The following is a 12,639-nucleotide window of genomic DNA, read 5'->3' as shown; positions in this document are numbered from 1 at the left end:
TTGCCGGTCGCGCTGTGGTGCTGCCGTGCTGAACGGGTCCTGCCGGCGGGGTCGGTGCGGAGAGGCCCGTCACCGGGGGCGTCCGGCCCGGCGCGGCTGTCGTACGGCCGTCATGCGGCCGGTGCGGCCCCCGTGCAGGTGACGGTCGCCGCCGGGGTGCCGGCCGTTGCCGGGGCGGTGGCGACGAATCCGAAGGAGGCGCTCGCGCCGGGAGCGAGGGCGCCGTTCCACGCCGCGTTCCTGACGGTGGCCGTGCCGTCGGCGGCCGTGGAGAGGCTGCCGTTCCAGAGCTGGGTGAGACGCGCTCCGTTCGCCGGTACGACGGTCGCGGTCCAGCCGCGGACGGCGGAGGCCGACGTGTTCGTCACCGTCACCTCGCCCTGGTAGCCGCCCTGCCAGGAGGAGACGGCCCGGAAACGCGCGGTGCAGGCCGCGGGGTCCTCGCCCGGGTCACCCGGATCGTCCGGATCCTGCGGGACGCCGGCGTCGAGAACCGCCGACAGGGCCGGGAACCAGCGGGCGGCGATCTTGTCGTCGCCGGAGGCGTTGGGGTGCACGCCGTCGTAGGTGTCGGCGGCCGTGCTGAAGCCGGTCCACTGGTCGACCACCGTGACGGGGGAGCGGTCGGTGCCGGTCGCCCGGGCCCAGCCGGGAATCCGCGCGTTGAAGTCGACGACCCGCTGTGCGCAGCCGGCGCAACTGCTCGGGTTCATGGGGATGAGCTGCGCGACGAGGATCCGCATGTCCGGGTTGGAGGCCCTCATCTGCGCCACGAGCTTGGTGTAGGCGGCGAGGATGCGGTCGGGGGCGATGCTGCTCCACACGTCGTTCGTGCCGAAGTGCATGACAACGATGTCCGGGCGGGTGGAGGCCAGCCGGCCGGGCAGCAGGTTCTGGTCCGCCACGTTGGTGACCAGTTCGCCGCCGTGCCCCTCGTTGTCCCCGTCGTGCGCCTGGCCGCAGCCCTGCGGGGGGAGGGTGCCGACGAAGTCGATGTCCTGGTATCCGCTGCTGGCCAGCCGGTTCCACAGCACGGCCCGCCAGCAGCCCGGCGAGCCGGTGATCGAATCGCCGAGCGGCATGACGCGCACGGGGTCCGCCGTGGGCGCGGCCAGCGCTCCCGGGGCGAACGTCATGCCGAGGGGGAGGAGCAGGGTGGCCAGGAGGCCGAGAACGGACATGGCGCGTAAGTGCGGGGACGAGTGGGGGGTTCTGTGCATGGTGGTCCCTTCCCTTGATGAGGTGGGAGCGCTCCCACCTCATCAAGCCATCCTTGTCATTGACGCGTCAAGAGGTGTGGCGTCCCGACGGCGGGCCCGGGGGCCTCGAAGGCCCGGCGGGCAGCGGACTTCTCGCAGGTGCGGCCTGTGATCGAGTCACAGCTCCCTATGACGCAGCAGGAAGGACAGTCCCTCCGGGCTGCTCAGCCGCACCACGCGACGGCCGTGCTCTCGGAAGAGGTGACCGAGGCCCGGCCGTCATCGTGTGCTCGGATGACGTTGTCCAGATCATCGAGGCGACCACCAGTTCCCACTGCGGGGTGGATGCACCGGGCTCCGCCGCGGCGATGAAGTCGGCGCAGAACAGGGGCGCTCCGGTCGTCTTCTCGTAGAAGTGCCGGGCCTCGTCGGGCCGATCGCAGGCGAGGACCATGCGATGCGGAGCGCCCGCCAGGCCGGGAGGGAAGCTCCATCCTGGGAAGTGGCGCCGCTGCCAGAGGGAGAAGGCGGCGCCCTCAGGGTCGGTCAGTGTCGCGATGCGGCCCTGACCGCCCGCGTCGAAGGGGGATACGACAAGGCGAGCGCCATGGGCCGTCGCCGCTTCGACACGGCGCTCGATGTCGTCCACCGCCAGGTAGTAGGCGATGTGGGCGGGTGTACCTGGAGGGTAGGCCGGGCTCGCCACGTCGCTGACGCCACCGATCGGTCGGCCGTCGACGGACATCTTGATGGCCTTGCGCCAGTCCTCCTCGTCCACCGCGAAGCTCCAGCCGAGCGTCGTGGACAAGAAGGCGGCGGTGCCGGCCGGGTCGCGGGTTTTGAGGTCCATCCAGCAGAACTCGTTCAATGAACCCGGACGGGTCGTCATCTCGTGCTCCTTGTCGTCCCGATGCTGGGTATCGCGCCCCCGGACGGCTCCGCAAGGGAGTTTCCGCCACCGCGCACGCGGAAGTGCCGGCGGGGAAGCCGGAAGAGGGCCCCGCCCGTTGGCCGGAAACCGCCAGGACTTTTGCCGGGCCATGAGGCATTCATGACCGGATGCCCAGGGAGTCGAGTCCATGATGGTCGGCGTTGGTAAGGCATGCCTTGGCTAACCCGCCTGTGCGGGGCCGGGGCGTTGGGCCGGGAGGGCCGGTACATGTGGGGCGACGCGTTTCCGAGCTTTCTGATCGGGCTGAGGGAAGGACTCGAAGCCGGGCTCATCGTCTCCGTGCTGGTCGCCACCCTCGTACGGGCCGGGGCCAGGTCGCGACTGCCGCAGGTGTGGACCGGGGTGCTGGCGGCGATCGCGCTGTCGATGAGCTTCGGTGCGGTTCTGACCTTCACAGCGGCCTCCCTGCCCACCACCGCGCATGAGGCCTTCGGCGGAACGCTGAGCATCGTCGCCGTCGCCTTCGTCACCGCGATGGTGTTCTGGATGCGGCGATCCGCCCGCGGTCTCGCGGGCGAGATCAGGGAGAAGGTCACCGGGGCCCTGGCCATGGGCGCCGGTGTCCTGGTCCTCACCTCCTTCCTCGCGGTGGGGCGCGAGGGCCTGGAGACCGCGCTGTTCCTGTGGACCACGGCCCGCGCGGCGAACGAGTCGGCCGGGCCCCTCACCGGCGCCGGCATCGGACTCGTCCTGGCTGCGGCCCTGTGCTGGGGGTTGTACCGGCGGGTCCTGCGCATCAACCTCACCCGCTTCTTCACCGCCACGGGCGTGGTGCTCATCGTCATCGCCGCGGGCGTGCTCGGCTACGGGTTGCGCGACCTCCAGGAGGGCACGGTCCTGCCCGGCGGGACGGCCTACGCCTTCGACTTGAGCGGCAGCGTCGACGCCGGAGCCTGGTACAGCACGCTGCTCCAGGGCGTGCTCAACCTGACTCCGGCGATGACCTGGCTCCAAGTGGCCGGGTACGTCGGGTATCTCGCCGTGGTGATGACGCTGTTCGTGCGGGAAGTGCGGGAACAGTCGGGTGCGGGTGCGGGCGCCCCTGCCGGTGCCGGTGCCGATGCCGGTGCCGGTCAGCGTGTGGGCTCCGGCGGGGCGGTCGCCGGCGGGAAGCGTGCGGCGGCCCCCCGTGCGGCCCCACCGGCCGACCCGCCGTCCGCCCGGCCCCCCGCCGCCGAGCCGCCGCCCACCCTCACCAGCGCACCCACCCCCACCACCGCACCCACCCGCCGCCGCCCCGCCTGGCTGATCCCCGTCGCCGTAGTCGCCGTCCCGGCTCTCCTGGCCGGCCTTGTCGTCGCCCTGGCGGACCCCAAGCCCGCCGCCGGCGAGACCGTCGCCGTCTCCGAAACGGCCTGCGGGCAGGGGTTCACCGCTCCCGAACCAGGGCGGCAGGACTTCCTGATGCACAACACGGGGAACCAGACCTCCGAGGTGTATCTGATCGACCCGACCTCGAACGCGGTCTACGGCGAGATCGAGGGGCTGGCCCCCGGTACCACCCGGGACCTGGTCGCCACCGTGTCGGGCGGGACGTACGCCTGGCGCTGTGTGCCGGCCGACGGCAAGGCCGTCACCTCCAAGGTGGTCCGGGTCGGCGGCGCCGCCGGCGCCTACGCCGTCGTCCCCGTCTCCGAGCGGGATCTGGCCGCGCCGCTCAAGGCGTACCGGGCGTACGTGGACCGGGGGCTGGCGACCCTCGTCACCCAGACCGGGAAGCTCAGTGACGACATCCGCGCCGGGCACCTGGGCACCGCCCGCGCCGACTGGCTGACGGCCCACCGCACCTACGCCTCCCTCGGCGCCGCCTACGGCACCTTCGAGGACTTCGACCAGAAGATCGACGGGCGTCCCGACGGTCTGCCGGGCGGCGTGCACGACAAGGACTTCACCGGCTTCCTCCGCATCGAGTACGGGCTGTGGCACGGTGAGCCGGCGGCCGGACTCAAGGGCGTGGCGCAGCAGTTGGCCGAGGACGGCGCCGGACTGCGAAAGGCCTTCCCGCACCAGGACTTCGACTCCTCCGACCTGCCCCTGCGCGCCCACGAGATCCTGGAGAACACCCTCCAGTTCGAACTGACCGGCGACACCGACCAGGGCAGCGGCACCGGACTGGCCACCGCCGACGCCAACCTCGCCGGCACACGCGAACTGCTCGCCGTACTCAAGCCGTTGCTCACCACGCGCGCCCCCCGTCTGCTGCCCACCGTCGACGCGGACATCGCGCGGCTGCAGAAGCTGCTCGACTCCGCTCACCACGGGACCGGCTGGACCCCCGTCGACCGGCTCGACCACGCGGCGAAGGCCCGGCTCGACGGAGCCACGGGGCAGCTCCTCGAAGACCTCTCGCCGGTGCCGGACCTGCTCGAAGTCAGGAAGTCCGCATGAGCGCCGGGCGACGCGACCACCCCGCAGAAGACTCCGAAGGGAACCCCCTGATGCCGTCCGCCGACACGCCGCCGCCGGGCTGCCCCGCCCACGCCGGCCGCCGCTCCTTCGTGAAGACGGCCCTGGGCGCCGGGGCGGCCGGAGCCGTCCTGGCCGGGGGCGGAGTCGCACTCGCCGGGAGCGGCGGCGCGAGAGCCCATGCGGCCGAGCAGCAGAGCGCCGCCCCGGTGGCCTTCCACGGCACCCACCAGGCGGGGATCCTCACCCCCGCGCAGGCCGCCGCGGCATTCGTCTCCTTCGACGTCATCGCCGAGAGCCGCAAGGGCCTGACCGAGTTGCTGCGAACGCTCACCGACCGGGCCCGCTTCCTCACCTCAGGCGGCACGCCCGAGGATCTCGGTGTCGGTGCCCCGCCCTCGGACAACGGCATCCTCGGTCCGGTCGTCCCGGCCGACGCGCTCACCGTCACCGTGGGTGTCGGCGCCTCCCTGTTCGACGACCGGTTCGGGCTCGCCCGGGCCAAGCCGCGCCGGCTCACGCCCATGCGGACCTTCCCCAACGACAACCTGAATCCCGCCGAGTGCCACGGCGACCTGTCCCTGCAGATCTGCGCGGCCCGCCAGGACACCGTGCTGCACGCGCTGCGCGACATCGCCAAGCACACCCGGGGCGCGCTGCAGATCCGGTGGCGCGTCGACGGGTTCCAGAACGTGCCCCGGCCCAGCGGCACCCAGCGCAACCTGCTGGGCTTCAAGGACGGCATCGTGAACCCGGACGTCGCCTCGGCCCGCGAGATGGACCACCTGGTGTGGGTCGGCGAGGGACAGGGTGAGCCCTCCTGGGCGGCCGGCGGCAGCTACCAGGTCGTCCGGATCATCCGGATGCTCGTGGAGTTCTGGGACCGGGTCTCGCTGTCCGAACAGGAGCTGATGCTCGGCCGGCGCAAGGACACCGGCGCCCCGCTGGACGGCGCCCGCGAGACCGACAGCCCGAACTACGCCAAGGACCCGCGCGGCACCGCGATCCCGCTCGACGCGCACATCCGGCTCGCCAACCCGCGCACCGCGAAGACCGACAACTCCCGGCTTCTGCGCCGGGGTTACAACTACGACCGGGGCGTCGACGACGTCGGCGACCTCGACATGGGACTGGTCTTCTGCTGCTACCAGCAGGACGTGCGCCGCCAGTTCGAGGCCACGCAGACCCGGCTGATCGACGAGCCGCTCGTCGACTACATCTCCCCGACCGGTGGCGGCTACTTCTTCGCCCTGCCCGGCGTGCGGGACTCCTCCGACTGGCTCGGCAGGGGGCTGCTTTCGGCCTGACGCGCCGAGGCCCGGCCCGAAGTCCCGTCCGTGCCGGAGGTGTTGACCGCGCATTGAAAACGTTTTAGCTTCCCTTCACCGGACACGCCGACGTGAGGGGGAACCGTGGCAACTGGCTTACGGGAACGAGCAGGTGCGAAGGGGGTGAGTCCCAGCCGCCGCCCCTCCGGAGGGGCGCAGGGCGCGCGTAAAGGTTTTCAGAGCTGTAAGAACAGGACGCTGTTCCTGCTCATGCTCCCCGGCGTCGCCTACTTCCTGCTGTTCCACTACGGCGCACTCGTGGGCAACGTCATCGCGTTCAAGGAGTACGTTCCGTTCGACGGCCTGTGGGGCAGCCCCTGGGTGGGGTCCGGCAACTTCCGGCGCATGTTCGAGGACGAGGCCTTCTGGGACGCGGTCCTCAACACCCTCTGGATCGCCGTCCTCCAGTTGGTCTTCTACTTCCCGGTGCCGCTCGGCCTCGCCCTGTTGCTGCACACCCTCACCTGGAGCTCGGTGCGCCGGTTCGTGCAGTCCGTGGCGTATCTGCCGCACTTCATCTCATGGGTGATCGTCGTCGCGCTGTTCCAGCAGGTGCTCGGCGACACCGGCCTGCTCAACAGCGGCCTGAGTGGGGCCGGTCTGCACACGGTCGACATCATCGGCGATCCGGACGCCTTCAAGCCGCTCGTCGTCGCCCAGGTCATCTGGAAGGACGCCGGCTGGGGCACGATCATCTTCCTCGCCGCGCTCGCCCAGGTCGACGAGCAGCAGTACGAGGCGGCCGCCATCGACGGCGCCGGGCCCTGGCGGCGGTTCTGGCACGTCACCCTGCCCGCCATCCGCCCGGTGGTCGTGCTGCTGCTCATCATGCGGCTCGGCGACATCCTCTCCGTCGGCTTCGAGCAGATGCTGCTGCAACGCGACGCGGTGGGCCCCGAGGCCGCCGAGGTCATCGACACCTTCGTCTACCACCAGGGCATCGTCGGCGGCGACTACGGGTTCGCTGCGGCGGCCGGGCTGTTCAAGGGGCTCGTCGGCGCCCTCCTCGTCTACGCGGCCAACAAGGTCGCCCACCGCCTCGGCGAACAGGGGGTCTACCGGTGAGCGCGTCCGCCCGGCCCGGCTGGATGGAGAAACCACGGCCCCTCACCCAGGCCGCCAAGGCCCTCGCCCTGACCGCGGTCGTGCTGCTGGTGTGCGTGCCGTTCCTGGTGATCGTGTCGACCTCCCTGGCCTCCACCCAGGAGGTCGTCGACAACGGCGGCTGGGTGCTGTGGCCCACGGAGCCCACGCTCGACGCCTACCGCGACATCTTCGACGGCGGCATCGTCACCCACGCCCTCGGCGTCAGCGCCGGAGTGACGATCGCCGGCACCCTGCTCAGCCTCGCCTGCACGGTCACCCTGGCCTACGCGCTGTCCCGGCCCGGTGTCTTCGGCGGCAAGCCCGTCCTGCTGCTGGTGCTGTTCACGTTCCTCTTCCCGCCCGGCATGATCCCGAGTTTCCTGCTCGTCAAGGAACTCGGCCTGCTCGACTCCTACGCCTCGCTGGTCCTGCCCGTCCTGGTCAACGTGTTCAACCTGGTCGTCCTGCGCGGCTTCTTCCAGTCGATCCCCGAGGAGCTGTACGAGGCGGCCCGGCTGGACGGGGCGGGGGACTGGCGGGTGCTGGTGTCGGTGGTGCTGCCGCTGTCCAAGGCCGCGCTCGCCGTCGTCGGCCTGTTCTACGCCGTCGCCTACTGGAACTCCTGGTTCTACGCGTCGCTGTACCTGGAGAGCGACCACTGGCCGCTCCAGCAGGTGCTGCGCACCTATGTGGTGGCCGGGGCCGGGCTCACCGACGCGACCACCGGGGAGGCCACCGTCACCGCCCCGCAGACCGTGCAGATGGCGGTGCTCGTGATCGCCACCGTGCCGATCCTTCTGGTCTATCCCTTCCTGCAGAAGTACTTCACCAAGGGCGTGCTCACCGGCGCCGTCAAGAGCTGACACGAGGTGGTTCATCCATGCCCAGCATGTCCCGACGCACCCTCCTGCGCTCCCTGGCCGTGGGCGGCGCCGCCGTCTCCGCCCCCGTCCTGCTGACCGCCTGCTCCTCGGGCTCCGGTGACGGCGACGTCTCCAACGCCGGGAAGAAGCTCGCGCCGTGGCCGTCGTACCGGCCCGCGACGGGTCCGAAGCCCGATCTCGCCCCCACCGCCGCCGGTGTCCAGGCCGGATACACCTCCTACCCCTCCGACCTGGTCAAGTCCGTCTCCCGCACCCCCGGCGACGGCTCCACCGTCCGCGTCATGACCGTCTCCTTCGGTACGCCGCCCAAGCCCGCCTCCGCGAACCGGTTCTGGGCGGCCGTCGAGAAGGCCCTCGGCGTGAAGATCGAGTACACGATCATCTCCCAGGCCGACTACCAGAAGAAGATGGCCACCGTCATGGCGGGCGACGCCGACGCGCTGCCCGACATCATCAACATGTTCACCGGCTTCACCCTGCCCAGGGAGGCGCAGTTCGTGCAGCGCCGCGCCGAGGACCTCACGCCGTACCTGTCGGGCGACGCGATCACCGACTACCCCAACCTCGCCAACATCCCCACCCACGCCTGGCGCGACATGGGCCGTATCGGCGGGCGTATCCACGGAGTCCCGCTCGAACGCCCGCTGCCCGGCTCGACCCTGTGGATCAACCAGGACATGTTCGCCGACTCGGGCATGAAGGCGGGCTGGAGCGCTGAGGACTTCACCGCCGTAGCGAGGAGGGGCACCCGTGGGAAGACGCACATGCTCGGCGCCGCCAACGGCTCCCTGTTCGGCAACGGCTTCCACTCCGCCGCCCACAACGCGCCCCAGCGCTGGGCCGTCACTGATGACGGCACCTTCCTGACGGCGGCGGCCGACGAACGCTACAAGGCCTCGATCGCCTTCCAGGCACGGCTGCGCAAGAACGGCTCCTACCACCCCGACGCCACGTCCATCTCCCAGATCGACCTGACAACCCTCTACTACAACGGCACCGTCGGCTCCATGCAGGACGGCTTCGGCGCCTACCTGCCCAAGTACCGGGAGTCACGGGGCAAGATGACCCCGGCTCCGGCCCTCCCGTACGGCGTGGGCGGCGAGCCCGGCGGCATCGTCGCCGCCCGCCGCTCCTTCGGCTACACCGTCCTCAAAAAGGCGGACGAGGAACGCGTCCGGCTGCTGCTGCGCATCCTCGACTACCTCGCCGCGCCGTTCGGCAGCGAGGAATGGGAACTCGTCCACTACGGCGTCGAGGGCGTCCACTTCACCCGCGGCAAGGACGGCTCACCCGAGCCCACCCGGCTCGGCGAGGTGGAGAACAACACCAACCTGCCGCTGAAGTACCTCGCCGAAGGACCCCAGGTGCTGTTCGTGCCCGGCATGCCCGACGCCGTACGGGCCCTGCACACCTGGCAGCGCAAGGTCGTGCCGCACGCCATCCGCGACGCCTCCTACGGGCTCCAGTCCCCCACGAACAACTCCCAGGGCGCCACGCTCAAGACGTTCCTCGACGACACCGTGACCGGGATCATCGCCGGGCGCCTGCCGTTGTCGGAGTGGGACGCGGCCGTCAAGAAGTGGCGGAGCCGGGGCGGCGACAGAATGGCCGACGAGTACGCGAAGGACTACGCGGCCAACACCTGAACAGCGGTGGGCGGAAGAGGAGACGCGGGGGATGGGGAACGACATGGGGTCCAAGGGGCGGGTCACGATCCGCGAGGTCGCCGAGCGGGCGGGCGTGTCCACGGCGACCGCCTCCCGCGCCCTCAGCGGCAACCACCCGGTGCCCGCCGCGACCAGGGCCCGGGTCCTGCGCGCCGCCCGCGACCTCGACTACGTCGCCAACGCGCACGCCCGCGCCCTGGTCGGCGGCGGCCGCAAGATGGCCGCCGTCGTGGTCCGCCAGGTCACCAGCCCCTTCTACGCCCAGGTCGCCGAGGGGGTGGAGGCCGAGGCCGCCGACCGCGGCTGGCTGTGCGTGGTCGGCGCCACCGGCGGCGACGCGCAGCGTGAGATGGAGTTCGTGCAGCTCATGCGGGAGGAGGGCGCCCGGCTGGTCATCCTGGTCGGCGGGGTCGTCGAGGACGACGCCTACCGCGAGCGCGTCGCCCACTACGCCCACGCCCTCGACTCCTCCGGAGCCCGGCTCGTGCTCTGCGGCCGGCCCGCGCCAGGGCCCGAGATCCCCGCGCTGGTCGTGGAGTTCGACAACGAGGCCGGAGCCCGCGCCGTCACCGGCCACCTGCTGTCGGCCGGGCACCGGGGGATCGTCTTCCTCGGCGGCCTGCCCGGCAACACCGCCCTCGACGCCCGCGTCACCGGCTACCGGGCCGCCCTCGCCGAGCACGGGCTGCCGGCGGAGGCCGCGCAGGTCGTCGACTGCGGACTCGGCCGCGCCGCCGGCCACCGGGCGATGACCGAACTCCTCAAAGCCGAACGGGAGTTCACCGCGGTCTTCGCCGGGGACGACATGGTCGCCGCCGGTGCCCTGCGCGCCATCGCCGACGCCGGGCTGAGCGTCCCCGGGGACATCTCCGTCGTCGGCTACAACGACATCCCGCTCGCCGAGGACTTCAACCCGCCCCTCACCACCGTCCGCACCCCCGCCGAGGAACTCGGACGCGCCGCCGTGCGCATCGCCCTGCGCGACCCCGAGCACGCCGCCGGGGCCCATCATCTGCTCGGCACCCACATCGTCGTCCGCGACAGCGTCGGCCCGCCCCCGCCCGGGCGCGCCCTGTGACCAACGGAGGAACCGCACCCCCATGAGCGCGCCGCACGTGTCGCTCCCCGACCCGACGCACCTCCCCAACCTGCCCCGCCTGCCCCCCGCCGAGCCGTTGACCTCGCCCGTCACCGGCTGGACCCGCGCCCACTGGGAGGCCGTCGCCGACCGCCTTCTGGACGCCCTGACGCCCTACGCCTCGCCGGGCCTGGCCCAGTACCGTCTGCCGGGGCGGCCCAGCCACTCCGGGCCCTGGTCGGACGGACTGGAGGGCTTCGCCCGCTCCTTCCTGCTGGCCGCGTTCCGCATCGCCGGTTCGGGCGGGCGGGAGACGCCCGGCCTGATCGAGCGGTACGCGGCCGGGCTGGCGTCCGGCACCGACCCGCGCAGCCCCGACCACTGGCTGCCCGTCACCGACCGGAGCCAGCCCATGGTCGAGGCGGCCTCCGTCGCGATCGCCCTGCACGAGACCCGCCCCTGGATCTGGGACCGGCTCGACGACCGCGTACGGCAGCGGATCGCCGACTGGCTCGGAGGCTTCCTCGGAGCGGTCGTCAACGACTCCAACTGGCGGCTGTTCCAGGTCATCACCGAGGAGTTCCTCGCCTCCGTCGGCGCCCCGCACAGCCGCGCCGAGATCGACGCCGGGCTGGCCCGCCTGGAGGACTGGTACCGGGGCGACGGCTGGTACACCGACGGCGACGGCCGCAAGTTCGACTACTACAACGCCTGGGCCCTGCACCTGTACCCGGTCCTGTGGGCCCGTATCGCCGGGCCGCGCGCCGATCCCCTGCTGGTGGCGGGGCACCGCGCACGCCTGCGCACGTTCCTCCACGACCACCAGCACTTCTTCGGCGGCGACGGCGCCCCGGTCCACCAAGGCCGCTCCCTCACCTACCGGTTCGGTACGACGGCGCCCCTGTGGGCGGGCGTGCTCGCCGACGCCACTCCGCTCCCGCCCGGCCGTACCCGCCGCCTCGCCTCCGGGGCGCTGCGGCACTTCGCGGAGCGGGGCGTGCCCGACGAGCGGGGGCTGCTCACGCTCGGCTGGTACCGGCCCTTCCTCCCGGTCACCCAGCGCTACTCGGGCCCCGCCTCCCCGTACTGGGCGAGCAAGGCCTTCCTCGGCCTGCTCCTGCCCGCCGACCACCCCGTGTGGACCGCGCCCGAGGAACCCGGCCCGGTCGAGACGGGCGACGTCCGCCTCGCGTTACCCGCCCCGGGCTGGCTGCTGCACTCCACCGCGGCCGACGGGATCGTACGGCTGGTCAACCACGGCAGCGACCGCCTGCCGCCCCCGCCGGCGGCACCGGACGACAGCCCGCACTACGCCCGCCTCGCCTACTCCAGCGCCACCGCCCCCGAGACACCACCGGCCCCGCACACCGGCCCCGACAACCACATCGCCCTGCTGGCCCCCGACGGCACACCCACCCGGCGCGGCCGCATCCACCCCCTCGCCGTCGAGGGCGCCCGTGCCGCCTCCTGGCACCGGGCCGTGCTCCCCGGCAGCGGCGAAGGGCATCGCGTCGAGACGGTCAGCGTGGTGCACGGCCCGTGGGAAGTACGCGTGCACCGCGTGGACGCGCCACCCGGCACGCCCGTACGCGAGGGGGGATGGGCCGTCGCCGACGACACCGCACCCCCGCTCGGCAGGACCGGCCCGGGCAGGGCGCTGGCCCGGCGCACGGACGGTCTGACCAGCACGATCGTGGGACTGCACGGGTGGCTGGACGCCCGGGCGGCGGTGGCCCACGCGGCCGGCGCCAACGCCTACGGGCACCACTCGGCGACCCCGTACCTCACCCTGCCCGCACACCCGGGCGGCACCCACCTCCTGGTCACCCTCGTCGTGCTGAGCTCCGACCCGGAGGTGAACGGCGACCTGAACGTGAACGGCGACCCTGAGAGGAACGGCGACCGAGAGACGAACGGCGGCCGAAAGACGAACGGCGACCCGTACGCGCGAGGTTCAGGAACGCGCGTACGGGTCGCCGTGTCCGGTGAGGTGGAGATCCGCTTCCCGGACGGCACCCGGGAGCGGGTGCCGTGACAAC

General features: G+C 72.1%; 9 protein-coding genes. 7 read left to right on the top strand and 2 right to left on the bottom strand.

Annotated features, from left to right (window positions below):
- Window positions 1-110: 110 nt before the first annotated feature.
- Window positions 111-1,220: a GDSL-type esterase/lipase family protein gene (locus tag RFN52_RS04005; RefSeq protein WP_184842377.1), complete on the bottom strand. Its 1,110-nt coding sequence runs from the start codon at window positions 1,218-1,220 to the stop codon at window positions 111-113.
- 166 nt (window positions 1,221-1,386) lie between these two features.
- Window positions 1,387-2,088, bottom strand: coding sequence for a VOC family protein (locus tag RFN52_RS04000; protein WP_184842374.1), 702 nt, complete (start codon window positions 2,086-2,088; stop codon window positions 1,387-1,389).
- Between the two features lie 270 nt (window positions 2,089-2,358).
- On the opposite strand from RFN52_RS04000, the gene efeU reads away from it, so the two are divergent.
- The 7 genes from efeU to RFN52_RS03965 all read left to right on the top strand — a co-directional run bounded on the left by efeU (window position 2,359) and on the right by RFN52_RS03965 (window position 12,635).
- Window positions 2,359-4,539 carry an iron uptake transporter permease EfeU gene (gene efeU, locus RFN52_RS03995; protein ID WP_184842372.1) on the top strand — a complete coding sequence of 727 codons (2,181 nt, stop codon included), beginning with the start codon at window positions 2,359-2,361 and terminating at the stop codon, window positions 4,537-4,539.
- Between the two features lie 50 nt (window positions 4,540-4,589).
- Window positions 4,590-5,864 carry an iron uptake transporter deferrochelatase/peroxidase subunit gene (gene efeB, locus RFN52_RS03990; RefSeq protein WP_184853781.1) on the top strand — a complete coding sequence of 425 codons (1,275 nt, stop codon included), beginning with the start codon at window positions 4,590-4,592 and terminating at the stop codon, window positions 5,862-5,864.
- Window positions 5,865-6,095: 231 nt separating this feature from the next.
- Window positions 6,096-6,950, top strand: a complete 855-nt coding sequence (locus RFN52_RS03985; protein ID WP_184842369.1) for an ABC transporter permease — start codon at window positions 6,096-6,098, stop codon at window positions 6,948-6,950.
- Entirely contained in the window at window positions 6,947-7,834 is an 888-nt protein-coding gene (locus RFN52_RS03980; protein ID WP_184842367.1) for a carbohydrate ABC transporter permease, read from the top strand. Before RFN52_RS03985 ends, RFN52_RS03980 begins: the two co-directional genes overlap by 4 nt.
- Window positions 7,835-7,851: 17 nt before the next feature.
- On the top strand, window positions 7,852-9,501 hold the full coding sequence (locus tag RFN52_RS03975; RefSeq protein ID WP_184842364.1) for an extracellular solute-binding protein: 1,650 nt from the start codon (window positions 7,852-7,854) through the stop codon (window positions 9,499-9,501).
- A 43-nt stretch (window positions 9,502-9,544) separates the two neighbouring features.
- Window positions 9,545-10,600, top strand: coding sequence for a LacI family DNA-binding transcriptional regulator (locus RFN52_RS03970; RefSeq protein WP_184853780.1), 1,056 nt, complete (start codon window positions 9,545-9,547; stop codon window positions 10,598-10,600).
- A 22-nt stretch (window positions 10,601-10,622) separates the two neighbouring features.
- Window positions 10,623-12,635, top strand: a complete 2,013-nt coding sequence (locus RFN52_RS03965) for a DUF2264 domain-containing protein (protein ID WP_184842362.1) — start codon at window positions 10,623-10,625, stop codon at window positions 12,633-12,635.
- The last annotated feature ends 4 nt before the right edge of the window (window positions 12,636-12,639 follow it).

This window comes from Streptomyces collinus, assembly GCF_031348265.1.
Classification (GTDB): domain Bacteria; phylum Actinomycetota; class Actinomycetes; order Streptomycetales; family Streptomycetaceae; genus Streptomyces; species Streptomyces collinus.
Note: the sequence above shows the minus strand (reverse complement) of the source record. Positions and strands in the feature narration are given on the sequence as shown.